The organism is Pseudomonas lurida (assembly GCF_002563895.1).
Taxonomy (GTDB): domain Bacteria; phylum Pseudomonadota; class Gammaproteobacteria; order Pseudomonadales; family Pseudomonadaceae; genus Aquipseudomonas; species Aquipseudomonas lurida.
Genome location: NZ_PDJB01000001.1, coordinates 2,204,730 through 2,231,112, shown reverse-complemented (window position 1 = coordinate 2,231,112; position 26,383 = coordinate 2,204,730). Strand labels below are relative to the sequence as shown.

The window sequence follows — 26,383 nt, the reverse complement described above, 5'->3', positions numbered from 1 at the left end:
CCTCCTCCCTGAGTAATAAGATCAATTGAAAAGGGCCAGTAATTCACGCATATCCGCAATCGGTAATGCCCCGGCAGCGGCCAATTGCGAATGTCGCTCTGTCGGGCCAAAACCCAGCACCCTTATATGGGCGGCGACCGCCGCCTGAATACCCGTCACGCTGTCTTCAACCACCAGCGCATCACTGACATCAACACCGTACGTGTCACAGGCCGTCAGAAACACTAAGGGATCCGGTTTCCAACGCCCGACTTCATAGCAACTGAATATTCGCCCTTCGAAATAAGACAACAGCCCGGCAATACGCAGGCAGTGTTCTATCTTATTGCGTGGCGCACTGGAGGCGACGCAATAAGCAACGTTCAGTTCTTCGAGTACTTCAACTATTCCCTCCGTGGCTTTCATGTTGAGCGTCAGCGCTTCCAATGCCTGTTGGCGAAAGCGTTGTTCAAACTCAGCATCCAGGCTGATCGTTAATATCTGTTCGGCTTCACGCAGACAATGAGCAATCTTGCGCCCGCGAAAGTGTTCAATAAAACGGGTGACATCAAGAACGGTATCGCGCTGAGCAAGCGCATTAAGCATGGCGATCAACACAGACAGGGTTATTTCTTCACTGTCAACGAGTACACCGTCGCAATCGAAGATAACTAACTGAGGCACGCCAACTAAGGCAGCGGCTTTTTCCTGACCTGGTAGTTCCCCTATATCGGCCGACCGGCACATAGATATCTCTTATAGGTGGCCCCGCGATGACTTCCGAACTACCAACGGAGCGGGTTGAGGTGTGCCTATAAGACACGGGGTGAAAAAGCCTGTCAAACGCTTTTGAGCGGTTTTTTAGTATCTTATGGTTATTTTTTATAGTTCTGTTATTCCATTTTCCACCATGGTTGTAGTCGCTAATTTCACACGTCTGAACTTCCCTTGCGCGCCGTCAGTCAGCTACTTGAACTCACGAAATTAAGGTCGGTGAGCAATGCGTATTTCGTTGGAGCAACAAGTGGCCCTGGTGACAGGCGCCAGTTCGGGAATTGGCGCAGGCGCGGCCAAGGCCCTGGCGCAGGCCGGAGCGGCCGTGGTGCTGAACTACAACAGCCAGGCCGCACCGGCCGAAGCCTTGGCAGCGCAGATCAACGCCGAGGGTGGCCGCGCGATCGCCATCGGCGCCGACGTCTCCAAAGAGGCCGATGTGGAAACGCTGTTTGCAAAGACCCTGGATGCCTTCGGCCACCTGGACATCCTGGTAGCCAACTCCGGGATGCAAAAGGACGCCAACCTGGTCGACATGAGCCTCGACGACTGGAATGCGGTGATCGGCGTCAACCTCACCGGCCAGTTCCTGTGTGCCCGCGCGGCCGTGCGTATCTTCAATCGGCAAGGCGTGCGCGATGGCGTGTCGCGGGCGGCGGGCAAAATCATTCACATGAGCTCAGTGCACCAATTGATCCCCTGGGCCGGTCATGTGAATTACGCGGCGTCCAAGGGCGGCGTTGAGATGCTGATGCGCACCCTCGCCCAGGAAGTCAGCCAACAGCGCATCCGCATCAACGGCATTGCGCCAGGTGCGATCCGTACGGCGATCAACCGTGCGGCCACCGAAGGCGCGGCGGAAAAAGAACTGCTCAAGCTGATTCCCTACGGTCGCGTGGGCGATGTGGAAGACGTGGCCAACGCCGTGGTGTGGCTGGCCAGTGATGCCTCCGACTATGTGGTAGGCAGCACGCTTTTTATTGACGGCGGCATGAGCCTTTATCCGGAGTTCCGTGGCAATGGTTGATTTGAAGAACGAACAACAGAGCGCCATCGATGCCCACGGCATCATTGGCGATATGCGCAGTGCCGCCTTGGTGAACGACAAAGGCAGCATCGACTTTTTCTGCTGGCCGGAATTCGACAGCCCGTCGATCTTCTGCTCGCTGCTGGACAGCCCCGACGCCGGCATTTTCCAACTCACCCCGGACCTGCCCAACGCGCGCCGCGAACAAATCTACCTGCCCGACACCAATGTGCTGCAAACCCGTTGGCTCAGCGACCAAGCTGTGGTGGAGATCACTGACCTGCTGGTCATCAGCGAAGAAATCGATGACTTGCCGCTGCTGATCCGTCGGGTTCGAGTGGTCAGTGGCAAGGCTGACATTCACCTGCGCTGCGCGGTGCGGCACGACTATGCGCGCACGCCGACCCACGCAGCCTTGGACAATGGCACCGTCGTCTTCACTGCCGGCGGTCAACCCGGCCTGCGCCTGTCCGGCAGCCATCCGCTGCAGCTTGAGAACGACGCCGCCGTGGCCAGTTTTGCCCTGGACCAAGAGGAAGGCGCCGAGTTCGTCCTCGGCGGGCAGGAGGATGCACGCGTGGACAGCAGCTGCACCGACCTGGCGCTGGCCCATACCTTGAAGTTCTGGCGCGGCTGGATCGCGCAATCGAATTACCGCGGGCGTTGGCGCGAAATGGTCAACCGCTCGGCGCTGGCGCTCAAGTTGCTGACCTCGCGCAAACACGGCGCAATCATCGCTGCCGCGACCTTCGGCCTGCCCGAAACGCCCGGCGGCGAACGTAACTGGGACTACCGCTACACCTGGATCCGCGATGCCTCGTTCACCGTCTACGCGTTCATGCGCCTGGGCTTTGTCGAGGAAGCCAATGCCTATATGCGCTGGCTCAAAGGCCGGGTCAGCGACTGCTGCAGTCAGTCGACCAAGATCAACATCCTGTATGGCATCGACGGTCGCCAGGAGTTGCCGGAAGCCGAGCTTGACCACTTCAAGGGCCACGGCGGAGCCAAGCCGGTGCGCATCGGCAACGAGGCTTTCGACCAGATCCAGTTGGACATCTACGGCGAATTGATGGACGCGGTGTACCTGGTCAACAAGTACGGGGAAGCGATCTCCCACGAAGGCTGGAAACACACCGTGGACGTGGCCGACCAGGTCTGCGAGATCTGGAATACCCAGGACGTGGGCATTTGGGAAATGCGCGGCGAGCAGCATCATTTCCTGCATTCGCGGCTGATGTGCTGGGTGGCACTGGACCGTGCCATCCGCCTTGCGTCCAAGCGCTCGCTGCCAGCGCCGTTCGCACGCTGGGACCAGACTCGGCAAGCGATCTACGCCGACATCTGGAGCAATTTCTGGAACGAAGAGCGTGGGCATTTCGTACAGCATACCGGCAGCACGGCGCTCGACGGCTCGATGCTGCTGATGCCACTGGTGCGCTTCGTCGCGGCGACCGATCCACGCTGGCTCTCGACCCTGGAAGCCATTCAGAAAAGCCTGGTGCGCGACGGCATGGTCTACCGCTACCGCAACGACGACAGCCAGATCGACGGCCTGCAAGGCACCGAAGGCGCCTTCGCGGCCTGCTCGTTCTGGTACGTCGAATGCCTGGCCCGCGCCGGCCAGGTTGAAAAGGCCCACCTGGAGTTCGAACAACTGCTGCGCTACGCCAACCCCCTGGGTTTGTACGCCGAAGAGTTCGACAGCCAGGCCCACCACCTCGGCAATACGCCCCAGGCATTGAGTCACCTGGCGTTGATCAGCGCGGCGACGTTCTTGGACCGCAAGCTCAGCGGCGAGAAAACCACCTGGCAACCCTGAAGTGGCCTGTGCACAATGGGCAGCCACTCGACCACGGACAGGAACGCCATGCGCCAGGTACTGCTGATCATCGATGTGCAGCCCTCCTTCAACCCGCCGGCGTGGCTGGTCGACGGCATCGCTTCCCTGCTGGGTCGCATGCCGTCAGTCGCCACCGTGGAGCGCCATGACGAGAGCGTCACGCCCTTCGCCCGGCAACTCGGCTGGCAACCGGCGCCGGACGACCAGAGCCTGATTGCCGCGGATCGCATCTTCATCAAGCACGGCTATGCGCCGACACCTGAAACCGTCGCCTACCTCAAAAGCCTCGGGCCGGAACGTGTACTGGTGTGCGGCATCCAGACCGATACGTGCGTGCTGGCCGCGGGGTTTGCATTGTTTGATGCGGGGCTGCAGCCGACGCTGATCAGCGATCTGACGGTGGGCTCGTCATTGGATCGTTCCGGGCAGTTGGGGGTGGAGCTGTGGCGGCATCACTTCAAGCATGTCCTGAGCCGCGCTGATCTTGGCCTGGACAAGTCACACCACGGCCTTTAATCGCGCGCCATCCCGTCACACCCCTCCATTAGAGTTACAGCACCTGACAGGAGACGACCATGACCACCGCCCTCCCCCTGCATTACGTGCGCACTTCGATGCTCGACGTGGCCTATGAAGCCCACGGACCTGCCGACGGTACGCCTGTGATCCTGCTGCATGGCTTCCCCTATGACCCGCGCGGCTATGACGAGATCGCGCCGGTACTTGCCGCGCGCGGGTGTCGGGTGTTGGTGCCGTATCTGCGCGGTTATGGCCCTACGCGGTTCATCAACGCGCAGGTGATGCGTTCCGGGCAGCAGGCGGCGTTGGCCAAGGACCTGCTGGATTTCATGGACGCGCTGGGTATCGCGCAGGCAACCCTCGCCGGCTATGACTGGGGTGGGCGTGCCGCGTGTATCGTCGCGGCGCTGTGGCCCGAGCGCGTGTGCGGGTTGGTGACCGGGGATGGCTACAACATCCAGGACATCGCCAAATCCCTCAAGCCACGCGCGCCCGAGACGGAGCATCGCTTGTGGTACCAGTTCTACTTCCACACCCAGCGCGGTGTGGACGGTTTGACCGCCAACCGTCGCGAACTCTGCAAGCTGTTGTGGTCCCTGTGGTCGCCGTCCTGGGGTGCGGGGCCAAGCCTGTATGACCAGACGGCGCCGTCGTTCGATAACGCGGATTTCGTCGAGGTGGTGATTCACTCGTATCGCCATCGTTTCATGTACGCGCCCGGCGACCCGGCACTGGAATCCATTGAAGCTGCACTGGCCCTGCAACCGGCGATTTCGGTGCCGAGCATTTCGCTGTGCGGCGCCGATGATGGCGTGGGCCCGCCGCCCGAAGAGGATGATGACATTGAGCATTTCAGTGGGTCTTACCGGCGCCAGGTGTTGCACGGTGTAGGCCACAACATTCCTCAGGAGGCGCCGCAGGCCACGCTTGACGCGCTACTGGAGCTGCTTGGCGAAAAGCGCTCGCGGTAGGCCTGGGGCGTGACCTCCAGCGCACGCAGAAAACTGCGCCGCAAGGTCTCTTCACTGCCAAACCCGCACTGTACGGCGATGCGCTTGATCGATGCGGTGCTGTCGGCCAATTGCCGGCGCGCAGTTTCGACGCGGATCAATTCGACGGCACGCGCCGGGGTCTGTCCGGTTTCGGCCCGGTAGTGGCGCACGAAGCTGCGCTCGCTCATGCCGGCTTGGGCGGCCAGGGTGGAAATGTTCAGATCCAGGGTCAGGTTTTCGGCCATCCAGGCGTGGAGTTCGGCAAAGCGGCTGTCATCCTTTTGCAGCGACAAGGTCACGCTGAATTGCGACTGGCCGCCGGGACGCTTGAGGAACACCACCAGGTGCCGCGCCACTTCCAGGGCCACGGCACGGCCCAAGTCTTCTTCCACCAACGCCAGGCACAAATCGATGCCGGCGGTGACACCGGCAGACGTCCATACAGCGCCCTGCTGGATGAAAATCGGGTTGGACTCCACCGTCAGCGAGGGGAACTTGCGCGCCAGCTCCTCGCAACGCGTCCAGTGGGTGGCCACGCGGCAGCCGTCGAGCATGCCGCTGGCGGCCAGCAAAAACGCACCGGTACACACTGACGTCATGCGCCGGGTGTGCCTGGCTTTCTCGCGCACCCAATCCACCAACGCCGGGTCTTCGGCGGCGCCGTACACGCCCCAGCCGCCGGCGATCACCAGGGTGTCGCACGGCGCATCGACAGCGGGCAGCGGCTCGGCTACCAGCGCCAGGCCGGCCGAGGTCATCACCGGCTGCGCCTGCGCGGCGATCACCGAGACGGCATAAGGCAAAGGTTCGCCGCGCTGGCGCGCCAGGTCATTGGTGGAGGCAAATACCTGCAGCGGCCCGGTGACATCAAGCACCTGGGCGTTATCGAAAGCGAGTACATGGACGATTCGAGGCATGATTGGCGTGATTCGTGGGCTCAATGGCGTATCCGCCAAAGCCTAGGCCTCTAGAGTGAAGCCGTCCACCCCTTTGACGGAGCTACATTCATGACCTTGCAGATCGGCTTCCTGTTGTTCCCCGGCATCCAGCAACTGGACCTCACGGGTCCCTACGACGTACTGGGTTCGCTGCCGGATGTGAAACTGCACCTGGTGTGGAAAGATCTGGAACCCGTCACTTCCAGCACCGGGCTGGTGTTCACCCCGACCATGACGTACACCGACTGCCCGCGCCTGGATGTGATCTGCGTGCCCGGCGGTTCCGGCACCGGGCTGGTGTTCACCCCGACCATGACGTACACCGACTGCCCGCGCCTGGATGTGATCTGCGTGCCCGGCGGTTCCGGCGTGGGCGCGTTGATGGAAGACCCGCAGACCCTGGACTTCCTCAAGACCCAGGCACAGACCGCGCGCTATGTGACCTCGGTGTGCACCGGCTCGCTGGTGCTGGGCGCAGCGGGCCTGCTGCGCGGCCGCAAGGCGACGACACATTGGGCCTACCACGACTTGCTCGCCCCGCTCGGCGCCATCCCTGTGCAAGAGCGCGTGGTCCGTGACGGCAACCTGCTCACCGGTGGCGGTATCACGGCCGGCATCGACTTCGCCCTGACCCTGGCGGCCGAGTTGTACAGCGAGGCTGCGGCGCAGCTGGTGCAATTGCAGATCGAATACGCCCCCGCGCCCCCCTTCGATTCCGGCCGCCCGGACTCCGCGCCCGCGCATGTGCTGGAAGAAGCCAACAAGCGCACCGCCGAATCGCGCAGGGTGCGCGCTGAGATCGTCGCGCGCGCCGCTGCACGGTTGGGCTGATCCAGCAAAACACCGCAAGGGGCCGGCTTGCCGGCGATAGCCATACATATCGAGACAACGGTGTAACCACCCACGCCAACCACGATGCGAAGCGAGCCGCTCTTGATCGAGCTCTTGATCGAGCTCTTGATCGAGCTTTTGATCTTGCCTTTGATCTGAGGCGCCCCATCAAACACGTTGGCCGAAATTCGACAGGGATTTGGGGGGTAACCCGGCAGGGATGCCGGTTTAGCCGCCCCGCGCCATGGAGGGCGCGTGGCGGCGGCCCCCCAAATCACTGTCGGATTACGGGCACACCGAGCGTGAGCGAGGTGCCGAGTGTTGGGGCAAGAGCGTTTTGCTTACTTTTGCGCTGTTCAAAAGTGAGCCGCTGTAAGAGCGGAACCCATAGCAGCCATCACCTAAATAACGGATATATACCCGGTCTGATCCAACATTCAGGTCGGCTGTCAGGCCGCTTTCGCGGGCAAGCCCGCTCCCACATTTTGGATCGCGGGGTGACAGGCAGACAGTGGTTGGGTGTCAGGCCGTCTTCGCGAGCAAGCCCGCTCCCACAGTTGGATCGCGGGGTGTCAGGAAGATAGTGGTCGGCTGTAAGAGCGCTTTCGCGAGCAAGCCCGCTCCCACATTTTGATCAAAATGTGTGCTTCAGTCAGGCCGGGCGAGACATCACCGCCAAGCGCACAGCCAGCACGGTCAGCACCGTCGCCAAGCCCCATTTCTGCAGCCAGGCACCTTTTGAGCGCCCGGCAAAGAACCGACTCAGCGCCCCACCAAAAATCCCCAGCAGCACGTGAAACACGCCTGCGACCAACGTCAGCACGCCCCCCAGCAGCATCAATTGCACAGCGATGGAGCCCGCCTCCGGCCGCACGAACTGCGGCAAAAACACCACAAAGAACAGCAACGCCTTGGGATTGAGCAGGCTGTTGAGCATCGCCTGTAGAAACACCCGCCCGAGGGGCACGCGGTGCTGCTGGGCAGTGTCCAGCCCAGGTTTTTTCTGCAAAGTCTTGAACACCAGCCACAACAGGTAGACCACACCCGCGTACCGGATCACGTCGAAAGAAGGCGGCCAACTGGCAACCAGCGCCGTTACCCCGGTGGCGGTCAGTGCGGTCAGCAACGCGTCGGCCACGCCAATCCCCAAGGCTGATGCCACTCCCCCGCGCCAGCCGTGGGTGACGCCATGGCTGATCACAAAGGCCATGTTCGGCCCTGGCGATAACAGCAATAACAAGACAGCACCGGAAAAAACCGCCAGGGTCGCGAGGTCGATCATGCTCAAGCCTTCCGCCGGGAAAAGCCTGCAGATTAGTCGGTGCCTCTGGGGTGGACAAAAAATTGTGCTGGATACATTGCTGCGGCATCGCGAAACGTCACACCCGCGCCTGCAGTGCGGAACTCATCCTGGTGTTCAACAGTACCCATTTGTACGATAAAAGCTGATACAAAACCGTCGGTACAGCCTCACGGAACAACTTTTACGCTAAAGCGCGCCATTTCAACATCAGTTTAAAAGGCAACTTCTGATCGGGCGAAAGCCCCGGTGGCCGGGCACTAAGTGCCTCCGCCCCCCTCATGTTTGTCCCCTTTTCCTACCTCGCATTGAAAAAGGTTTTTCCTTTAAGCAGGAAAAATCCCACATTTGTTTCTACACTCAAAAACACACCTAAACACCGAGTGTTCGGACAAGGAACGTCAATAAAATGCCACAGAAAAGATTGATTAAGCTGTCTAGCATGCCGCCTCCGCACCATAGTCAAATAGTTGACTGAGCGCACCAGGGAACACTCCTTTAGCCACTACCCCCGCGAAATCCCTTCAAATGGATAGCTGCATTTGGATTGTGCATTTGGATTGGAAAGTTGCGTATTACCCAGAGTAGTCGTTCGACCTTTGTTCTAAGGCAGCCCGCTGCTTGCTCTAACAAATATTCGAACAGTGAAGTCTGGCGTGCAATGAGGGATGTTTTTATGCGAGAGAAGTCGTCCGTCGACAGTCTGTTTTTAACGCGTGCCGGTTTTGTTGAGTTCTTTGTCGTTTTCGTCAAATTGATCCATGGCCTCACGGCCATTTTGCCACCGCTGGTCCTGGTGCTTTTCCTCGACCCGATGGACCCTGAGCTGCGCCCGCACTTCCTGGGCCTGCTGGTTTTTTTCGCGGCCCTGACGATTATTCTGTTCCAGGCCCTGGGCATCTATTCCGAAGAATTGTTCAGCAACCGCCTGCGCTTGAAAACCAAGATCAAGGCCTGGACTGCGGCTTTTTGCATCCTGCTGTTCATGTACCAGATCTTGCAGTTTTTTCCGCAATTGACCCCGCGCAACCTGGCGGCCTGGTACGCCGCCAGCCTGGGTCTGTTTTGCCTTGAGCGCCTGCTGATGCTGCGCCTGTACAGCAAGCTGATGCGTGCCGGCAAGTACTTGCAACGCACGGTGATCCTGGGTTTTACCGATACCGCCGTGCATGTTGCCGATCACTTGCAGCGCAATGGTGACATCCGCTCCGGCCTGATCGGGTTCATCGACGACCGTACCGAGCGCATTCCCAAGGAGCTGAGCAACCTGCCGCTGCTGGGTAACACCCGCGACCTGGAAAAACTGATCCGCGCCGAGCAGGTCAACCAAGTGATGATCTGCCTGCCCTGGGCCGCCGAGCAACGCATTCATGGGTTGGTCAACCGCCTGCGGCAGCTGTCGGTGAACGTCATGCTGGTGCCGGACATGGCCGCCCTGCGCTACGGCCACAGCAAGATCACCGATGTGGGCGGTATCCTGATGTTCAATACTTCGCAGTTACCGCTGCGCGGCTGGTCACCGGTGATCAAGCGCTGCGAGGACTTCCTGCTCGCCAGCCTGGCGTTGGTGTGCCTGTCACCGGTGATGCTGGCGACAGCGATTGCAATCAAGCTCGACTCCAAGGGCCCGGTGCTGTTTCGCCAGAACCGTTATGGCTACAACGACAACGAAATCCGCGTGTTCAAGTTCCGCTCGATGTACACCGACCAGAGCGACTTCACCGCCGAACGCCAAACCACCCGCGAAGACCCGCGCATCACGCGGGTGGGCCGCATCATCCGCAAGACCAGCATCGACGAGCTGCCGCAACTGTTCAACGTGTTGCTGGGCAACATGTCCATGGTCGGCCCGCGCCCACACGCCACGGCGACCAAAGCGGCGGGCGTTCCCTTCGAGGTGGCGGTGAGCGAATACAGCTCGCGGCACCGGGTAAAACCGGGCATCACCGGCTGGGCGCAGATCAACGGCTACCGGGGTGAAACCGACACCCTGTTCAAGATCCAGAAACGTGTCGAGTACGACCTGGAGTACATCTCCAAGTGGTCGGTGTGGTTCGACTTGTACATCGTCTTCATGACGGTCCCGGCCGTCCTTTCCACCAAGGAAGTCTATTGATGAACACACTCAACGGATTAATTCCCTGCATCATTTCCGGTGGTTCGGGCACGCGGCTGTGGCCGGTGTCCCGGCAGAACATGCCCAAGCCGTTCATGCGCATGCGTGACGGCCAGAGCCTGCTGCAGAAAACTTTCCAACGCGCCGCCAAACTGCCCGGCGTGGAAAGCGTGTTGACGGTCACCAACCGCGACCTGCTGTTCCGCACCCTGGATGACTACCGCGGGGTCAATAAGGCCCACCTGCCCCTGGACCTGCTGCTCGAGCCTTTCGGCCGCAACACGGCGGCGGCGATCGCGGTGGCGGCGCTGCATGTGCAAGAGCATTTCGGCGGCGAGGCGCAGTTACTGGTGATGCCGGCCGACCATCTGATCCTCAATGAAGTGGCGTTTGCCGAGGCCGTGACCCAGGCCCGCGACCTGGCCGAGGCCGGCTACCTGGTGACCTTCGGCATCCAGCCCGATCACCCGGAAACCGGCTTTGGCTATATCGAACAGGGCGAGCCGCTGGGCACGGGCAACCGGGTCAAACGCTTCGTGGAAAAACCCGACCTGACCACCGCCCAAGGCTACCTGGACGGCGGCAAGCACCTGTGGAACGCCGGCATGTTCTGCTTCAAGGCCAGCACCCTGGTGGACGAACTCGCCACCCATGCGCCCGACGTACTCGAAGCCGCCCGGGCTGCGCTGGAACACAGCCAGAGCCTGCAAAACAAAACCTCGCGCCAGCGTGAACTGGACTCGGACGCGTTCGGCAGCGCGCCGGATGTGTCCATCGATGTGGCGCTGATGGAGAAGTCCAAGCAAGTCGCCGTGGTGCCCTGCGACATCGGCTGGAGCGATATCGGCTCGTGGGAAGCCTTGCGCCAGCTCACGCCCAGCGACGCCCATGGCAACCAGATCAACGGCGAAGCGATTTTGCATGACGTGCACAACTGCTACATCGACTCGCCCAAGCGGGTACTCGGTGCCGTGGGCGTGCGCGACCTGATCATCGTCGACACCCCTGATGCGCTGTTGATCGCCGACGCCCATCGCAGCCAGGACGTGCGCTACATCGTCGCCGAGCTCAAGCGCCAGAACCATCCGGCGTACAGCCTGCACCGCACCGTCACCCGGCCGTGGGGCACCTACACGGTGCTGGAGGAAAGCAGCCGCTTCAAGATCAAGCGCATCGTGGTCAAGCCCCAGGCGTCGCTGTCGCTGCAGATGCACCACCACCGCAGCGAACACTGGGTCGTGGTCAGCGGCGCGGCGCAGATCACCAACGGCGAGCGGGAATTCCTGATCAACGCCAACGAGTCCACTTACATCCCCGCCGGGCACAAACACCGCCTGACCAACCCCGGCATCATTGATTTGGTGATGATCGAAGTGCAGAGCGGCGAGTACCTGGGCGAGGACGACATTGTGCGCTTCGATGACATCTACGGGCGCGCGCCCGCAGCAGTGAAAAAATGACATGCGCACATCACTGATCATCCCGACCCGTAACGCCTCCAGCCACCTGGCGCGCCTGTTGCCGGCCCTGCAGATGCAAACCCTGCAACCTGACGAGACGCTGGTGGTGGACAGTGCCTCCAGCGACGACACTGTGGCGCGCTTTCGCGCGTTCGGTGCACGGGTCGAGGTGATCGACGCGCGCGACTTCAATCACGGCGGCACTCGGCGCTGGGCCAGCGAACAGGTAGGCGGCGACGCGCTGATCGTGATGACCCAGGACGCCATCCCCGCCACCCCGCAAACCTTCGCCAACCTGCTGGACGAACTGCAGCAGGACCCGCTCAATGGCGTGGCCTACGGGCGCCAGTTGCCCCACCCCGATGCCGGCGTGCTGGGTGCGCAATCGCGGCACTTCAACTACCCGGAGCAGAGCCGCAGCAAGAGCCTGGCCGATGCGCCGGAACTGGGGATCAAGACCTGTTTCAGTTCCGACTCGTTTTCCGTCTACCGGCGCAGCGTGCTGGAGGCCGTGGGCGGTTTCCCCGCTGACGTGATCGGCAGCGAAGACGCCTATGTGGCCGCCCGCATGCTGCTCGAAGGCTACAAGGTGCGCTACGCCGCCACCGCATGGGTGCATCACTCCCACGATTACAAACTCTTGGATGAGTTTCACCGCTACTTCGACATTGGCGTGTTCTATGGCCGCGAGCCGTGGATCAAACAGGCCTTTGGCGACGCGGGGGGCGAAGGCAAGCGCTACGTGCTGGCCGAGCTCGCGGCCCTGCGCAAGGCCGGTGCCTTGCACCGTGTCCCCGAAGTACTGGTACGCAGTGCGTTCAAACTGCTCGGCTATCGGCTGGGCCATCTGGAGCGCCGCCTCCCCCTCGCCCTCAAGCGGCGCATCAGCATGTTTCCCGGTTATTGGAGGTGAGCATCATGCCCTACAGGAAGTCCCCCTTGATGAAACGAACCCTGCTTGTCGTGGCCATGATGGCCTTGGCCGCCTGCAATACGCCGGCACGTATCGTCCCGCCGGACGACAAGACGGTCGAGGAAGGCAAGCGCGCCCTCGATCAACTGGCCCAGCTGCCACCGGCGGTGGAACGTATCCGCATCGGCGACCAGTTGCGCATCGTGCGCGATGCCGGCGAGATGCCGACGCTGTCGGCGTTCAACGTCAGCACCATCTACGAGCTGACGCTGTACACCGTGCAGACCGACGGCAAGATCAACTACCCGTTCCTGGGGCCGATCCAGGTCGCTGGTCGCCAGCCTTCGGAGCTGGCCACGGAGCTGACCAACAAGCTCGCCCCGGTCTACCGCGAGCCACGCGTGACGGTGAACATCAACCAGGCACCCAGCAGTTCAATCATTGTCGGCGGTGCGGTCAACAACCCGACGGCCGTGCAGATCGGCACGGCCAACACCCTGGAACAAGCGATCATCGGTGCCGGCGGGGTTAGCCCGGCGGGCAACGCCAGCATGGTCGCCCTGCTGCGCGAAGACGCCCAGGGCGCGTATCGCGCGTATTTCCTGGACTTCAGCCAACTGCTCAAGACCGGCGCCAACGGGCGCAAACCCGTGCGCCTGCAACGTGGCGACGTGGTGTTCGTGCCCAAGTCCAACGTGGGCGAGCGTATCCAAGGGGTCGACACCTACATGAACCAACTGATTCCGTTCACCAAGTCCATTGGGGTTGGCTACAACTACACCCGAACCAGCGGCGGCAACAACTAAAGGAGCGACATCCCAATGATCGAGATCCGTTCTTTTCGTGATCTTCTGCGCTTGTTCTTCATCTTCCGGCGCGAGTTCAAACTGGCAGCGATTGCCGCGCTGGTGATCATCCTGCTGGGGGCGTTCCTGCTGCCGGCCAAATACGAGTCCACCGCGCGTCTGTTGGTCAAGCCGGGGCGTGATTCGACCCTGCCCATCGAGATCAGCAACCGCCAGGCGCTGGTGATGCCCAGCACCCAGCGCGACCCGATTGTCGACGAAGAGCGTTTGCTCACCGGCCGCCCCATCGTGCGCGCCGTGGCCGAGCATTACCTGGAAGTGATCGACAACGCACCGCCACCGGAAGGTTTCTGGAAGCGCACCAAGTACTACGTCAAGAGCGGCGTGGGTGCGATATTCGACGGCATCCGCGTGGTGCTGGAAACCGTTGGCGTGGTTGAAAAGACCACCCCGGTGGAACGCCTGGCCGCCGGCCTGGAGAAGAACTTTGAGGTGAGCCATGCCGCCGGCTCCACGGTGATGGACATCAGCTTCAAGTGGAGCGACCCAGAGATTGCCCAGGCGGTGGTCAAGGATTGGGTCGAAACCTATATCAACGAACGCACCCAGGCCCTGGGTCGCAAGAGCCTGTACGCCTTTTATGAAGGCCAGGCGGCCAACAGCGCCACCGAGATCAAGAGTTACAAGCAGCAGATCCTCACCCACCTGAATGAGATCGGCGCGGCGAGCATCACCGACCGCTTGGAAGACTTGTCCGAGCGCATCAACGTGCTGCGCGGCGAGACCTTCAACACCACGCGCTTGATCGCCTCGTCCGACAGCGCCATCCAGAGCACGCGCACCCAGCTCAAGGGCCAGCCCAAGGAAGTCACCACGGTGCGCCAGATCGCACTGAACCCGCAGCAGCAGGACTTGCGTCGCCTGCTTAACCAGAAGCTGCTGGAAAAGGCTGACATGATGCGCACCTACACCGACAACGCGCCGCCGGTCAAAGCCCTGGATGCCTCGATCCGTGCGATGCAGGCCCAGGTCGCCAACGAGAGCAACACGGTGCAAGCCTCGGAGAACCGCGCGCCGAACACCCTGGAAATCCACTTGCAACGCGTGCTGCTGGACGAAACCAGCAACAACCAGGCCCTGCGTACCCAGCTGATTGAACAGCAAAAGCAACTGCTGAACCTCGAAGCGCAACGCAAGCAAGCCCTGGAAATCGAGCCGGAACTGGCACGTCTTTCCCGCGAACTGAACACCACTGAGCGCAACTACGCGCTCTACGTCGACAACCTGGAAAAGTCGCGCATTGACCGCGAGCTGGACAACAGCCAGATCAGCAACATTGCGGTGATCGAAGAAGCCACCCTGAACCCAGGCCGCATCTTCCCGAAAACCCTGGTGATGCTGATCCTCGCGATCCCGTTCGCCATCGTCGTCGGCTTGCTGGTGATCTACCTGTGCTACCTGCTCGACCAGCGCATTCACGACGGCGGCCTGGTGGAACGCAAGTTCGGCCTGCCGCTGTGGACCACCCTCCCAGAGCTGGACACCACCACCGCGCAAAGCACCAACGCGTTCAATGCGAGCATCTACCGGTTGTACAGCCTGCTGCAGCCCGACCGTATTGCCGAACAGGGCATGGTGCTGGGGCTGACCTCGGCGCGCCACGGCGAAGGGGTGACCTTTGTGGTCGAGCAACTGCGCCAACTGCTGCGTGAGAATGGCGTCAATGTGCGGGTCGGGGGGCCGGAGGACGCTGCGCCGGGTGAAGTAGTGCTGCTGGACGCCTCGGCCTTGCTGGACAACCGCGAAGCGTTTATCACCCTGCGCCGCGCCGACCTGATCGGGCTGGTGGTGGAAGCGCGCAAAAGTACCGTGCCGGTGGTCGAGCATGCGCTGTCGATCCTCAATACCGCGTTCGGCAAGGTGGACGGCATCATCATCAACCGTCGCAAGTTCGAAGTGCCGAGCAAAGTGCTGCAGACCATCGGCAAATACCGGGGGGCGTTCTGATGCGTATCGCCCTGCTCGCGCCTTTGCCGCCGGAGAAAAATGGGATCGCCGACTACGCGAACCATTTCCGCACGGCCTTGGAACACCTCGGTGTGACGGTGCTGACGCCGTTGGCCGGTGTGGCGGGCAACTCCGAGGCGATCCAGCAGGCCATCGCCGGCTTCGATTGGCAAGCCGTCGACCTGGTGCACGCCGAGCTGGGCGGTGGGCGCCTGGGGGAATTCCTGGCCTTGCGTGAACTGCGCAAGGCTTACCCACAGTTGCCCTTGACGGCCACCGTGCACGACCCGGAGCGCATCGTGTGGCGGCGTGAGCACCTGCCGTTCCCGCTGAACCTGCTGGAACGCCTGCCCAGCCCCTTGCCCCAGGCAGCCGTGGTGCTGGCCGACCCACTGACCTTGCGCGAAGAGCGCCAGGTTGCCAAGGGGCTGACCCGGCTGGTGACCCTTACCCGCCTGGGCGCCGACTGCCTGAGCCAGCGCATGCAATTGCCCGCCGGCAAAGTGGCGGTGATCAACCACGCCAACCTGGCGATTGCGCCGGCCCCGTTGCCGTCGCTCGACACGCTGCACGTGCTGTATTTCGGTTTTATCTACCGTGGCAAAGGCATCGAAGACCTGGTGCAGGCCCTGGCGGAGGTGTTCAAGCAAGCCCCCGAACTGCGCGATCGCGTGCGCCTGACCCTGGCCGGTGGCACGGCCGCGGAAATGGCCTTTGGCGCGGGCGGAAACTACCTGGAGCAGTTGAACGCGCAGATCGCGGCACTGGGCCTGACCGGTTCGATCTACTGGCGGCTGAACCTGCCGGCTGACGAGATTGCCCAGACCATCCAGGCCCACCATGTGATGGTGCTGCCCTATCGCGAATCGAAAAAACTCGGCCTGCTGGGACGCCAGCGCGGCACCAGTGGTGCGTTGTCCTGGGCCACCGCCTGCGGGCGTGGCGCGATCACCTCCGATGCGCGCGCGTTCGCCGAGGAGGTCGCCAGCGGCAACGGCGCGATCTACCCCGAAGGCGATGTGGCAGCGCTCAGTGAACAGCTGTTGCGCCTGGCGCGCACACCGCTGCTGGCCCGGGATTGGGCGGAGCGTGCCGGGGAGATTGGTCGCGAGCGCCTGTGGCCGTTGACGGCGCAGAAATTCAAGCAGCTCTTCGAACAAGCCATTGCAGGGTCGACCCATGGCGCGTAAACCTACCTTTCTCGCGACCCTCGCAGTGGTCGTAGCCCTGGGGCTGACCGCGTTCCTGTGGGGGCGCCAGGCGGATGCCGAGAGCCATGTGCTCAAGGGTAGCAAGGAGGTGGTCTGGAAGGATTTCCTGGGGGTGAATGCGCAGTTCTTGTGGTTCAGCCCCGAGCGCTACCAGAAGCAGATCGACCGCCTCAAGGCCCTGGGCCTTGAGTGGGTGCGCCTGGATTTGCATTGGGACCGGCTGGAAACCGCACAGAACCAATACAAGCTCGCCACCCTCGATGAACTGGTGGGCAAGTTGCAACAGAACCAGATCAAGTCGGTGTTTTACCTGGTGGGTTCGGCGCGCTTTATCTCCAGCGCCCCGCCGCTGTCGATGTACCCGGACCAGTACCCGCCGAAAGACCCCAACGTGTTCGCCAATCGCATGGCCTTGCTGTCCCAGCGCTACCCCAGCGTCGATGCCTGGCAAGTCTGGAACGAACCTAACCTGCTGGGCTTCTGGCGCCCGGCGGCGGACCCGGCGGGTTACGCCACCCTGCTCACCGCTACCACCCAGGCATTGCGGGCCGTGAACCCGAGCAAGCCGGTGGTGGCTGCGGGCATGGCGTTCTTCAGTGAAATGCCCAACGGCCAGACCATGTTCGACGCCTTGGGCGCGCTGGGCGTGGCCAGCCTGAACACGGTGGTGTCCTATCACCCCTACACCCAATTGCCCGAGGGCAACGACCCGGCCAACCTGGACTTCATCGCCAAGACCACCCAGCTCAACCAGGCGCTGCGCAACGGCGGTGTGCAAACCCTGTGGAGCACCGAGTGGGGCTGGTCAACCTACAAGGGGCCCAAAGACGCCCAGGACATCATCACCCCCCAGGCACAGGCCGACTACGTGGTTCGCCGCCTTGCGCTGATGAGTGCGATGGATTTCGACAAGATCTTCCTGTTTACCTTGAGCGACCTCGACCAGCGCGCCAGCGTACGTGACCAGTCTTATGGCTTGCTGGATATCGACACCAACCCCAAGCCCGTCTACACCGCACTGAAGAACTTCCTCGACGTCAGCGGGCCGAAGCTTACCCCCGCAGACCCGCCCACCGCCGACGCGTTGCCCGACGGCCTGTTCAGCATCGGCTGGACCCGTACCGACGGCCGCAAGCTATGGTTTTTCTGGTCCGCCCAGGGTGGCAACGCCCATTTGCCAAACCTGGCAGGCGCCACCCTGTACGACCCGCTGCGCGGCACACAAACCCCGGTGAGCGGCACCGACGGCCTGACCGTACCGGTCAAGTCGAACCTGCAAATTCTGTTATGGGATTGAGGCCTGCCATGCGCATTTTATGGATCCTGCCCTACTCACCCTGGCCTGCCACCAGCGGCGGCAAGACGCGTCAGTTCCACCTGCTGCGCAGCTTGGCCGCGCGGGGGCACCGGATCACCCTGCTGCTGCATGACAAACATCCGGTGTCACTCACTGACCGCCAGGTGCTCGAGGCGTTTGTGGAACAACTGATCATCCTGCCACGCCGCCCCTTGCGCAGCGTGAAGACGCTGGTCGCGGGGCTGTTTGCACCCTACCCGCTGCTGGCCAGTGTGAATGGCTTGTCGGGCGCATTGCAGGACAGGTTCAACCAACTGCTCGACGAACAGTGGGACGTGGTGCAGATCGAGCACAGCTACAGCTTCCAGCCTTACGAAGAGGCGCTGGCGCGTAAATCCCAGCCCTTCGTGCTGACCGAACACAACGTCGAATCGGCCCTGGGCGCGGCCACCTATGACCGCCTGCCGGGCTGGTCGCTGCCGTTCATTCGCTATGACCAGTGGCGCTACGCCCGCTGGGAACGGCGGGTGATGCGCCAGGCTGCGCGTGTGGTGGCGGTGACCGACAGTGACGCGCAGACCCTCAATAAAATCGCCGGCAAACCGGTGTCGGTGGTGGTCAATGGCGTGGATTGCGATCACTTCGCTGCCGCCCGGCCCGACCCATCGACACGCCGCGTGCTATTCCTGGGCAACTATGAATACGCCCCCAACGTGGACGCTATCGAGTGGGCCCTGGATGAAATCCTGCCCAAGGTCTGGGAACGTTGCCCGGATGCGCGCATGAGCGTGTGTGGTTTCGGCATGCCGGACAGTTGGCGTGAACGCTGGCAGGACCCGCGCATCGAGTGGCAGGGTTTCGTGCCCAACCTGCTGAACCTGCAGTCGAGTTGTTCGGTGTTTCTGGCGCCGTTGCGCCATGGCGGCGGTTCCAAGCTCAAGGTGCTCGAAGCACTGGCCGCCGGCTTGCCGCTGGCAAGTACCGAGCAAGGCGTCTCGGGGTTGGACCTGGTGGAAGGCCTGGACTACCTCGGCGGGCAAACCGCCACCCACCTGGCGGACGCCGTGGTGCGCCTGCTGCAATTTCCCGATGCCGCCGCGCCCATGGGTGAAGCGGGCCGTGCCTATGTGCGTCGGGCCCATGACTGGAGCGTCGCTGCCAGCCAGCTGGAGCAGGTGTACGCCACCCTTTCGCCGTTGAATCAGAAGGAGCCCGCATGCGTGTAGGCCTGGATTACCGCACCGTCGGCACCTCGCCGCAATCGGGCATCAGCCGCCAGGTGTACGCGCTGGAAAGCGCCCTGCACAGCCTGCCTGGTATCGAACTGGAGCGGTTCACCGTGGCGCCCCTGGGCGATGAAACCCGGTTGCAGGCCCACTGCCCGGCCTGGGGATGCGCCAAGACCGCCATGCACCAGCCGCAGAATCGCCTGCGTTTCGAGGCCGGTTTTCTACCGCGGGCCTTGCGTGAGGAGCGGATCGACCTGTACATCAGCACCTTCAACATGGGCCTGCCGTTGCCGCCCAAGCCGAAGGGGCTGCGCACCGTGGTGCTCTTGCATGACCTGTTCCAGATCACCCTGAACAATTACCACGCCAACCGTTTGAAGGCGCTGATCTACAAGACCAGCGATCGCCTGTCGATTGCCTACGCGGTGCACAGCGCCGACCGGGTGTGGACGCCGTCGCAGTACAGCGCCGATGAAACCGCGCGGCTATTCCCCAAGGCTGCGGGCAAGATTCGCGTGCTGCCCAACCAGGTCGAGGGTTTTTTCGAACTGGCGGCGGACCTCAGTAAACGCCAACTGCCCGCGCGTTATTGGCTGCTGGTGGGCACCCGCGAGCTGCGCAAGAACGTGCCGTTCCTGGTGGACGCGTGGCAACAGGCGCGGCGCCAGTCCCCCGCCGTGCCGGACTTGGTGCTGGTGGGCAGCCTCGATCATTTGCCCGAAACCCAGCGTACGCTGCCAGGTATACGCGCGCTGAGTGGCGTGTCAGATGCCGAATTGCACGCGCTGTACCGCCAGGCCTCGCGCCTGTGGCAACCTTCGTATGCCGAAGGCTTCGGCCTGCCGGTGATCGAGGCCCTGAGCGTCGGTACCCCGGTGGCGGTGGCCAGCGGCACGTCGCTGGATGAAATCACTCCGCCGTCGGCACCGCGTTTTTCCCCCACCGATGGCCCGGCGCTGACGCAGTTGATGGTGAGCCTGGGCGAACGGGCCGATGAAGAATCGCCCGAGCAACGCCGGCAATGGGCGGAACGCTTCAACCATCACGCCTACCGTCGGCGCCTGGCCGAACTGATCGAGGAGCTGAAGTGAACGTGAACCTGTCCGGCCTCGTTGCGATCCTTTTCGGCCTGCTGTTTGGCGCCCTCGCCCTGTTGCTGTCACCGGCCAAGGCGTTCCTGGCCGTGATCGGCCTGGCCGGGGCGATGACCATCCTGCGCTTTCCATTCTGGGGGCTGTTGCTGTTTGCCCTGGTCGCCACGTTCATGCCCTACTCCACCGTCAACCTGGGCATCCGCAGTACCGTCAGCGAAGCCATCCTGGCGCTGACCTGGGGCGCGGTGCTGTGGCACAACTTCTTGTCGCGCCTGCCCGACACACCAAGCCTCACCCGCCGGCCCACCGACCAGATGCTCTTGTGGCTGATGCTGTTCAGCGTGTTCCCCTTTATCGTCGGCCAGGTCACCATCCACGCCGACACCAGCGGCGTAGCCAACTGGTTGCGCTGGCTGCTGAGCCTGTCGTCGGTGTTCCTCTGCGCCAAGTTGCTGGTGGACCACAAGCACCGCGAATCCCTGGTGATCGCCCTGCTGCTGGGCAGCCTGGCAATGCTGGTGCTGTCGATTGCGGTGTTTGTGCGCACGCGCTCCGGGGCCGGCATTGCGCCGATCCTGGCGCTGTTCAACTACGGCAACTTCGACATGTTGAAATTCGGCCTGGAAGCCATGTCTTCACGCATGGGCTCACCCTGGATGCACCCGAATGCCATCGGCGGGATCATGGCGTTGCTGCTGCCCCTGGCCTTCTGTTTCGGCATGACCGAGCAAGGCTGGAAACGCGCGCTCGGCCTGAGTGTGGCGTGCCTGGGCGCGGCCGCCTTGTTGCTGGCCAGTAGCCGCGGTGCGATGGTCAGCCTGGCGTTGGTGCTGCTGTGGATGGCCACGCGCCGAGTGCCGTACACCGGACGCCTGCTGATGATCGGCGCGGCGCTGACCGTGGCGCTGGTGATCGCTTATCCGCCGTTACAGGAACGCCTGGCGACGATTTTTTCCTCGGACAACGCCAGTACCGAAGTGCGTTTCGACGAATACCGCATGTTCCCGCAGGCGGTGGTGTCGTATCCGTTCGGCATCGGCTTCAAGGTGGACCCGCCAGTGCCCGGCACGCACTTGCTGGGCATCTCCAACCTGTGGCTGAACTTCATCTACAAGACCGGCATCGTCGGCATGCTCTTCTTTGTCGCGGTGACCGTACGCTGGTGGCGGGAAGCGCGCCCGGACAGCGGCCCAATCCGCCTGACCAAGGACAATGCGCTGTGGCTGGGCACCACCGCCGGGATCCTCTCGGCTCTGGTCAGCGGCCTGTTCGACCACTACTTCAGCTTTGCGGTGGTGATGGTCGCGCTGTTCTGGCTAATGGTTGGAATCAATGTGCTGGAGGCCCGCCGACTGTTTCCGGCGCGCCTGCCGCAGGTGAAAAGCGTGGCCTATCGCAAATCCATGCTTGATGGCGCGCGGCCCTGATGCTGGGCTCTGCCGTCTGGCTGACGCTGGCGACGCTGCTCGGCCTGTGCCTGGGCTTTGCCCGCGAATGGCTGCTGGTGGCGGCCTGGGGCGCCGGAGAACGCAGCGATGCATTCCTGATCGCCTTGTTTCTGCCAGAGGCGTTGCGCATGTCATTGGCCGGCGGCGTGCTGAGCGCCGCTGCGCTGCCGCTGTACCTGGCGCGCAAAGACGATGAACGCCTCGGTTGGCTGGCGGTACTGTTTCCGGCGCTGTTGCTGATCGCACTGGTTACCAGCCTGCTGTTGACGCTGCTGGCGCCGTGGCTAGTGCAACTGCTCGGGCCGGGCCTGGCGGCCAGTGCCACGGCGCTCGCCAGCAGTAACTTGCAGATTGTCGCCTGGTGCGTGCCCGGGCTGATACTGCATGCGCTGTTCAGCATTCCCTTGCAGGCCGGCGAACGTTTTGTACTGGCGGGCTTGGGCTCGTTGTTGTTCAACCTGCCGCCGGTGGCCTACCTCGCCTTCGCCGGCACCGCCACTCAACCTCACTCATTGGCCCTGGCCTGCCTCGCCGGCAGCCTGTTGATGCCGCTGGCGCTGCTGCCGTCCGTATGGCGCCAGGGCTGGCGGCCGTGGCATTGGCAACGGTCGTTTGCACCACTGCGGGAGCTGGGCCAACGCATCGGCCCGCTGCTGCTGAGCAATGGCGCCAGCCAGGGCCTGGCCCTCATTGAACGGCTGGTGGCGTCGTTGCTGGGCGAAGGCGCGGTGACCTGGGTCAACCTGGCGCGCAAGCTGATGAACCTGCCGCTGATTGCGCTGATGAGCCTCAACCAGGTGCTGCTGGGCATGATGAGCCGCCGCCAGGGCGACGAGCGCCTGGCCCTGCTCAAGCGTGGCCTGGAAACCGCCAGCGTGCTGACCCTGCCCGCCGGCGTCGGCCTGGTGGCGGCGGCCCCGAGCCTGGTCGCGTTGCTGCTGCCCAGGCAATCGCTGGACTCGCCTTTGCCACTGCTGTTGGCCTGGTTTGCCGTACCGCTGGTATTCGGCGCCTGGAACGCACTGCTTGCACGTTATGCCTATGCCGCTGGTGACACGCGCCAGCCACTGCGCTGCGAGCTGCTCGGCAGCCTGGTCAACGTGCTGTTGCTGGGCGTGCTGCCGTTTGTGTTCGGGCTGGCGGGCATCCCGTTGGCCGCGCTGGCCGGGGTCATCTGCACTGCACTGCTGTTGATGCAGCGCCAGGGGTTGCTCGGCGTCCTGGCCTGGGCGCGGCAGTGGCTGCTCAGTGCAGGGGTGATGGGGCTGGCGGCGTTGGTGCTGTTTCGGGTTGAAGGCGTGTGGCTGCAACTGGGGCTGAGCACGCTGGCCGGCGCGGTGGTGTTGCTGGGGATGGGGCTGTGGCTGAAGCCGTGGCGCAAGGCATGACATTAACAGTGGCGAGCAAGCGCCCTCGCCACACGCCAGCGCCTACCGGGGCGGTGGGTTTTATAGAGGGGTGATCAGGTGAAACATCGCTGGATTCAAATGGATATCGCCAAAGGCATCGGCATCCTGGTGATCGTCTATGCCCACAGCTGGTTTGTCGCCACCTCGCCGGACTTGCTGTACCCGATCCTGGCGTCGTTCATCTTGCCATTGTTCTTCTTTTTGTCCGGCGTGTTCTTCAAGCCGGAGCAGCCCTTCGTGGAGATGGCGATACGTAAGGCCGATGGCCTGCTCAAGCCGTTTTTCTTCACCATGCTCACCTACGTGATCGTGCGCAGCATTCTGCGTGGCCAGCCGCTGCTGCCCGATGTCGGCGGCGTGCTGTATGCGTCGGTGGACACCATCCCGTGGCAGGCGCTGTGGTTCCTGCCGCACTTCTGGGTGTCGATCCTGTTCAGTTGGGTGGTGCTGCGACTGATCCAACGCCTGCCACTGCCCGTGAGCTGTGCAGTGATGCTGGTGCCGTTGCTGGTCGGCGTCTGGATGCTGCCCTGGTTCTGGCAACTGCCCGTCACCCTGGGCGGCAGAACCTGGGTGCTGCCAGGCTTGCCGTTCAGCCTCGACATCACCCTGATCAGCAGCACCTGCTTCATCTATGGCTACCTGTTGCGGGACTGGTTGCGCACCCATGCGGGGTCGCTGCTGACGCTGTTGGTGTCGATTGTGCTGTTCGCCGCGGTGTTCCTGTACCGGGGCGATACCATGGACCTGGCGCAGCGTCGCTACGATCACTGGCTATGGACCAGCCTGCTGGCGATGATCGGGGTGTATGCGTGCTGGGCGCTGGCGCGGGTGCTCATGGTCTCGGCACTGATCACCCGGGCGATGACCTACATTGGTCAGTCGACGCTGATCCTGCTGATCTTTCACGGTGAGATCCAACACAAGACGTTCGACCTGATGGAACGCCTGGGGCTGCCTGCGCTTGTCGCGGCCTGTATCGGCTTTGTGGTGGCGGTGGTGGTGCCGTTGTTGATCGGGGAAGTGATCAAGCGAGTGGCGTTCCTGCGGTTTTTCTACTTTCCGTTTCCGGTGCGCAAGGCGACCGGGGAGAAGGCGACAACTTAGGCATGCTGAAGATCCACTGTGGGAACGGGCGAGCCCGGCTCCCACATTGATCACGTACCGACCAAAACCAGTTAGTCGTCGAGTTGCTGAGGCGCTGGCTTGCTGCCTGGCTTGGCAGGCTTGGCGCCCTTGGCTGGCGCCGGTGCAGCCGGTTCAGGCTCAGCCGGTGCGGCGGTTTCCTTCTCGGCCATCGGCATCTGGTCGATGGCGCTGAAGAACGCCTTGAGGTCGAGGGTATCCGGCGGCACGGTCTTCTCGAGTTTCTTCTCGCCATCCTTGCCCACCAGGATCACTTTGGTACCGCTGCCGGCACCCAACTTGAGGGCACGGATCAGCGCGTTGGTTTCCGGCGGCGTGAGCTTTTTGCTGTCTTTTGGGTCCTTGGCGAACTTCTCGCCTTCGGCACCGATGCTGCCGAACTTCACGGTGTAGAACACCATGCTGCGTTCTTCAAAGGACTGCTTGGTCGCAGGCTCGTCCAACTGTTTCTTGAGGGTCGCCAAGGTGTCGTTGCCGGAATCAAGCTCCACCACCACCAGCGGCCGGGCCTTGCCCAAGTCCTGCTTGAGCGGGTTGATATCATCAGCAGCCAACAGCGGCCCCGTAAAAGCCATCAAGGTAGCCAGGGTCAGCGACCGGATGAGCATGCGCACCTCCTTTGAATTCCATGCAGGGTTCTTGAGTTTCATGTCTGCGACAGTCAAATTCAAGGATGATTCCTACACCACTTTAAGAAAGCGTAGGTCAGGACGCCCGCTACGCAAGGGTTTGATGGGGGCGACCGTCATTGTTTCCACTGATTACGGAAACATCATGAGACCTTCCACTCCGGCCAATGCCGAGCAAATACAGGCGCTACAAGGGGATCGGCATCCACCTGCGCCAGTGTCTGCGCAAAGCCTGGCGCCAGGCCGCTCAACGCGTCCCGCGCCTCGTCCCAACGCGACACCGCGGCAGCCATCAAGCCGAGTGCGTTCGGCGTGTTGTTCGCGGCAAGCAATTGGTCGGCAAACTGATCGGCGAACACTACCCAGGCCTGATGCAGGTAGCGCCGGGTGCCGGTGACCAGTTGCGCTTGCACGGTGTCGTTGACGTTGCCAAGCCAGCGCTGCGGGTAGTCGATGATGCCGATCGCCGAATAGCAATTGGCGGCGATGTACACCAGGCCGCGAATGATCTGCGCGCGGTTGTCGGCCAATAGGTGGGAGTCGGGAAACTCAAGGCCCAGGTGGATCAGGATCGCGGCGCTTTCTGTCAGTACTTGGCCGTCGGGGGTGACGAGCGTCGGCACCTGTTTGAGCGGGTTGATACGCGCCAGTTCGACACTGCCCTCGCCGTCTGCCCACGAGGCTGCATCCACTCGCCGCCACGGCACCGCACACCGCTGCAGGGCGATTTCGATCATGCAGGAACCGGATTCATCGATACCGTAGAGCGTGTACATGGGCTTTTCCTCCTAGCGTTGCAGTTTGGCCTGCAAGTTGGCCTTCACCTGTGGCCATTCCGAATCGATGATGCTGAAACGCACCGAGTTGCGCTTGCGTCCATCGGGCATGATGCGTTCGTGGCGCACGATACCTTCCTGCACGGCGCCGAGGCGCAGGATCGCGGCGCGGGATTTTTCGTTGAGTTCATCGGTGGTGAACTGCACGCGTACGCAATCGAGCACTTCGAACGCGTAGGTCAGCAACAGCAGCTTGGCTTCGGTGTTGATGCCGCTTTTTTGCGTGGACAGCGCCAGCCAGGTATGCCCGATTTCGAGCTTGCGGTTGGCCCGGTCGACCTTCCAGAAGCGTGTGCTGCCAACCACCTGGCCGGTATCGCGGCGCACCAGGGTGAACGGGATCACGCTACCGGCGTCGCGTCCCGCCAGTGCGGTGTCGATGTATTGATCGACAGTGTCCGGGCCCGGTACGTGGGTGACCTTGAGGTCCCATAATTGGCCATCGGCGGCGGCTTCGAGCAAGGCGGCCTTGTGTTCCCTTTGCAGGGGCAGGAGTTCGACCGTGGTGCCGGTCAAGGTAAGTGGGGTCATGGGGCTGCGCCGTCTGGATGGTCGTCAGGAACAGAGAGTGCAGGCTCGCGC

The 26,383-nt window shown here is 62.5% G+C and carries 23 protein-coding genes; 17 read left to right on the top strand and 6 right to left on the bottom strand.

The features are described from left to right. Positions 1-21 precede the first annotated feature (21 nt). Complete coding sequence (locus tag ATH90_RS10260) at positions 22-726, bottom strand: HAD family hydrolase (RefSeq protein WP_098466191.1); 705 nt, start codon at positions 724-726, stop codon at positions 22-24. A gap of 253 nt (positions 727-979) precedes the next feature. On the opposite strand from ATH90_RS10260, the gene ATH90_RS10255 reads away from it, so the two are divergent. The 4 genes from ATH90_RS10255 to ATH90_RS10240 are packed head-to-tail and all read left to right on the top strand — an operon-like array spanning position 980 to position 5,110. After that, positions 980-1,780: a glucose 1-dehydrogenase gene (locus tag ATH90_RS10255; RefSeq protein ID WP_034103572.1), complete on the top strand. Its 801-nt coding sequence runs from the start codon at positions 980-982 to the stop codon at positions 1,778-1,780. Next, entirely contained in the window at positions 1,773-3,599 is a 1,827-nt protein-coding gene (locus ATH90_RS10250; protein ID WP_098466190.1) for a glycoside hydrolase family 15 protein, read from the top strand. Before ATH90_RS10255 ends, ATH90_RS10250 begins: the two co-directional genes overlap by 8 nt. A 48-nt stretch (positions 3,600-3,647) precedes the next feature. After that, entirely contained in the window at positions 3,648-4,136 is a 489-nt protein-coding gene (locus ATH90_RS10245) for an isochorismatase family protein (protein WP_069022736.1), read from the top strand. A 59-nt stretch (positions 4,137-4,195) separates the two neighbouring features. Then, complete coding sequence (locus ATH90_RS10240) at positions 4,196-5,110, top strand: alpha/beta fold hydrolase (RefSeq protein ID WP_034103567.1); 915 nt, start codon at positions 4,196-4,198, stop codon at positions 5,108-5,110. Here the strand turns inward: ATH90_RS10240 and ATH90_RS10235 are convergent. Beyond that, entirely contained in the window at positions 5,044-6,048 is a 1,005-nt protein-coding gene (locus ATH90_RS10235) for a GlxA family transcriptional regulator (protein ID WP_098466189.1), read from the bottom strand. The genes ATH90_RS10240 and ATH90_RS10235 overlap by 67 nt on opposite strands. Before the next feature lie 90 nt (positions 6,049-6,138). Here ATH90_RS10235 and ATH90_RS10230 point away from each other — a divergent pair, with 90 nt between their 5' ends. Beyond that, complete coding sequence (locus tag ATH90_RS10230; protein ID WP_098466188.1) at positions 6,139-6,900, top strand: DJ-1/PfpI family protein; 762 nt, start codon at positions 6,139-6,141, stop codon at positions 6,898-6,900. Between the two features lie 652 nt (positions 6,901-7,552). Here ATH90_RS10230 and ATH90_RS10225 read toward each other — a convergent pair. Continuing rightward, the gene (locus ATH90_RS10225; RefSeq protein WP_069022732.1) at positions 7,553-8,182 is read right to left on the bottom strand and encodes a LysE family translocator; all 630 of its coding nucleotides are present in this window, start codon (positions 8,180-8,182) and stop codon (positions 7,553-7,555) included. A gap of 694 nt (positions 8,183-8,876) precedes the next feature. Between ATH90_RS10225 and ATH90_RS10220 the strand changes: the two genes are divergently transcribed. From ATH90_RS10220 to ATH90_RS10165, 12 genes are all read left to right on the top strand, one after another. Beyond that, a complete protein-coding gene (locus ATH90_RS10220; protein WP_034106081.1) occupies positions 8,877-10,316 on the top strand; it encodes an undecaprenyl-phosphate glucose phosphotransferase in 1,440 nt (479 codons plus the stop codon). Then, positions 10,316-11,776 (top strand): mannose-1-phosphate guanylyltransferase/mannose-6-phosphate isomerase, encoded by a 1,461-nt coding sequence (locus tag ATH90_RS10215; protein WP_034106079.1) that lies wholly within the window; start codon positions 10,316-10,318, stop codon positions 11,774-11,776. Before ATH90_RS10220 ends, ATH90_RS10215 begins: the two co-directional genes overlap by 1 nt. 1 nt (position 11,777) lies before the next feature. Then, the gene (locus ATH90_RS10210; RefSeq protein ID WP_069022729.1) at positions 11,778-12,689 is read left to right on the top strand and encodes a glycosyltransferase family 2 protein; all 912 of its coding nucleotides are present in this window, start codon (positions 11,778-11,780) and stop codon (positions 12,687-12,689) included. 29 nt (positions 12,690-12,718) lie between these two features. After that, the gene (locus ATH90_RS10205) at positions 12,719-13,495 is read left to right on the top strand and encodes a polysaccharide biosynthesis/export family protein (protein WP_034106075.1); all 777 of its coding nucleotides are present in this window, start codon (positions 12,719-12,721) and stop codon (positions 13,493-13,495) included. A gap of 15 nt (positions 13,496-13,510) precedes the next feature. Then, positions 13,511-15,502 (top strand): GumC family protein, encoded by a 1,992-nt coding sequence (locus ATH90_RS10200; protein ID WP_034106073.1) that lies wholly within the window; start codon positions 13,511-13,513, stop codon positions 15,500-15,502. After that, positions 15,502-16,692 carry a glycosyltransferase gene (locus tag ATH90_RS10195; protein WP_098466187.1) on the top strand — a complete coding sequence of 397 codons (1,191 nt, stop codon included), beginning with the start codon at positions 15,502-15,504 and terminating at the stop codon, positions 16,690-16,692. Before ATH90_RS10200 ends, ATH90_RS10195 begins: the two co-directional genes overlap by 1 nt. Continuing rightward, positions 16,682-18,010, top strand: coding sequence for a GH39 family glycosyl hydrolase (locus ATH90_RS10190; RefSeq protein ID WP_098466186.1), 1,329 nt, complete (start codon positions 16,682-16,684; stop codon positions 18,008-18,010). Before ATH90_RS10195 ends, ATH90_RS10190 begins: the two co-directional genes overlap by 11 nt. An 8-nt stretch (positions 18,011-18,018) precedes the next feature. Continuing rightward, entirely contained in the window at positions 18,019-19,236 is a 1,218-nt protein-coding gene (locus ATH90_RS10185) for a glycosyltransferase family 4 protein (protein WP_034106066.1), read from the top strand. Continuing rightward, on the top strand, positions 19,227-20,330 hold the full coding sequence (locus ATH90_RS10180) for a glycosyltransferase family 4 protein (RefSeq protein WP_034106064.1): 1,104 nt from the start codon (positions 19,227-19,229) through the stop codon (positions 20,328-20,330). The genes ATH90_RS10185 and ATH90_RS10180 overlap by 10 nt, the downstream gene beginning before the upstream one ends. 2 nt (positions 20,331-20,332) lie before the next feature. Further along, complete coding sequence (locus ATH90_RS10175) at positions 20,333-21,760, top strand: O-antigen ligase family protein (RefSeq protein ID WP_034106299.1); 1,428 nt, start codon at positions 20,333-20,335, stop codon at positions 21,758-21,760. Next, positions 21,760-23,169: a lipid II flippase MurJ gene (locus tag ATH90_RS10170; protein WP_034106062.1), complete on the top strand. Its 1,410-nt coding sequence runs from the start codon at positions 21,760-21,762 to the stop codon at positions 23,167-23,169. Before ATH90_RS10175 ends, ATH90_RS10170 begins: the two co-directional genes overlap by 1 nt. 99 nt (positions 23,170-23,268) lie before the next feature. Continuing rightward, positions 23,269-24,297, top strand: a complete 1,029-nt coding sequence (locus ATH90_RS10165) for an acyltransferase family protein (protein WP_186762119.1) — start codon at positions 23,269-23,271, stop codon at positions 24,295-24,297. A gap of 71 nt (positions 24,298-24,368) precedes the next feature. Here ATH90_RS10165 and ATH90_RS10160 read toward each other — a convergent pair whose 3' ends face one another. The 3 genes from ATH90_RS10160 to ATH90_RS10150 form a co-directional block, all read right to left on the bottom strand. Next, positions 24,369-24,944 (bottom strand): DUF4174 domain-containing protein, encoded by a 576-nt coding sequence (locus ATH90_RS10160; protein ID WP_034106058.1) that lies wholly within the window; start codon positions 24,942-24,944, stop codon positions 24,369-24,371. A gap of 164 nt (positions 24,945-25,108) precedes the next feature. Then, positions 25,109-25,741 (bottom strand): glutathione S-transferase N-terminal domain-containing protein, encoded by a 633-nt coding sequence (locus ATH90_RS10155; RefSeq protein WP_098466184.1) that lies wholly within the window; start codon positions 25,739-25,741, stop codon positions 25,109-25,111. A 12-nt stretch (positions 25,742-25,753) separates the two neighbouring features. Next, positions 25,754-26,332 carry a GNAT family N-acetyltransferase gene (locus tag ATH90_RS10150; protein WP_098466183.1) on the bottom strand — a complete coding sequence of 193 codons (579 nt, stop codon included), beginning with the start codon at positions 26,330-26,332 and terminating at the stop codon, positions 25,754-25,756. Positions 26,333-26,383 lie beyond the last annotated feature (51 nt).

Excerpts from the sequence above, each read along its gene's own strand:
- ATH90_RS10230 (WP_098466188.1), top strand. The coding sequence starts at position 6,139 with ATGACCTTGCAGATCGGCTTCCTGTTGTTCCCCGGCATCCAGCAACTG.
- ATH90_RS10180 (WP_034106064.1), top strand. The coding sequence starts at position 19,227 with ATGCGTGTAGGCCTGGATTACCGCACCGTCGGCACCTCGCCGCAATCG.
- ATH90_RS10205 (WP_034106075.1), top strand. The coding sequence starts at position 12,719 with ATGAAACGAACCCTGCTTGTCGTGGCCATGATGGCCTTGGCCGCCTGC.
- ATH90_RS10250 (WP_098466190.1), top strand. The coding sequence starts at position 1,773 with ATGGTTGATTTGAAGAACGAACAACAGAGCGCCATCGATGCCCACGGC.
- ATH90_RS10160 (WP_034106058.1), bottom strand. The coding sequence starts at position 24,944 with ATGCTCATCCGGTCGCTGACCCTGGCTACCTTGATGGCTTTTACGGGG.
- ATH90_RS10195 (WP_098466187.1), top strand. The coding sequence starts at position 15,502 with ATGCGTATCGCCCTGCTCGCGCCTTTGCCGCCGGAGAAAAATGGGATC.
- ATH90_RS10185 (WP_034106066.1), top strand. The coding sequence starts at position 18,019 with ATGCGCATTTTATGGATCCTGCCCTACTCACCCTGGCCTGCCACCAGC.
- ATH90_RS10200 (WP_034106073.1), top strand. The coding sequence starts at position 13,511 with ATGATCGAGATCCGTTCTTTTCGTGATCTTCTGCGCTTGTTCTTCATC.
- ATH90_RS10225 (WP_069022732.1), bottom strand. The coding sequence starts at position 8,182 with ATGATCGACCTCGCGACCCTGGCGGTTTTTTCCGGTGCTGTCTTGTTA.
- ATH90_RS10235 (WP_098466189.1), bottom strand. The coding sequence starts at position 6,048 with ATGCCTCGAATCGTCCATGTACTCGCTTTCGATAACGCCCAGGTGCTT.
- ATH90_RS10170 (WP_034106062.1), top strand. The coding sequence starts at position 21,760 with ATGCTGGGCTCTGCCGTCTGGCTGACGCTGGCGACGCTGCTCGGCCTG.
- ATH90_RS10215 (WP_034106079.1), top strand. The coding sequence starts at position 10,316 with ATGAACACACTCAACGGATTAATTCCCTGCATCATTTCCGGTGGTTCG.
- ATH90_RS10260 (WP_098466191.1), bottom strand. The coding sequence starts at position 726 with ATGTGCCGGTCGGCCGATATAGGGGAACTACCAGGTCAGGAAAAAGCC.
- ATH90_RS10155 (WP_098466184.1), bottom strand. The coding sequence starts at position 25,741 with ATGTACACGCTCTACGGTATCGATGAATCCGGTTCCTGCATGATCGAA.
- ATH90_RS10190 (WP_098466186.1), top strand. The coding sequence starts at position 16,682 with ATGGCGCGTAAACCTACCTTTCTCGCGACCCTCGCAGTGGTCGTAGCC.
- ATH90_RS10240 (WP_034103567.1), top strand. The coding sequence starts at position 4,196 with ATGACCACCGCCCTCCCCCTGCATTACGTGCGCACTTCGATGCTCGAC.
- ATH90_RS10210 (WP_069022729.1), top strand. The coding sequence starts at position 11,778 with ATGCGCACATCACTGATCATCCCGACCCGTAACGCCTCCAGCCACCTG.
- ATH90_RS10220 (WP_034106081.1), top strand. The coding sequence starts at position 8,877 with ATGCGAGAGAAGTCGTCCGTCGACAGTCTGTTTTTAACGCGTGCCGGT.
- ATH90_RS10255 (WP_034103572.1), top strand. The coding sequence starts at position 980 with ATGCGTATTTCGTTGGAGCAACAAGTGGCCCTGGTGACAGGCGCCAGT.
- ATH90_RS10245 (WP_069022736.1), top strand. The coding sequence starts at position 3,648 with ATGCGCCAGGTACTGCTGATCATCGATGTGCAGCCCTCCTTCAACCCG.
- ATH90_RS10150 (WP_098466183.1), bottom strand. The coding sequence starts at position 26,332 with ATGACCCCACTTACCTTGACCGGCACCACGGTCGAACTCCTGCCCCTG.
- ATH90_RS10165 (WP_186762119.1), top strand. The coding sequence starts at position 23,269 with ATGGATATCGCCAAAGGCATCGGCATCCTGGTGATCGTCTATGCCCAC.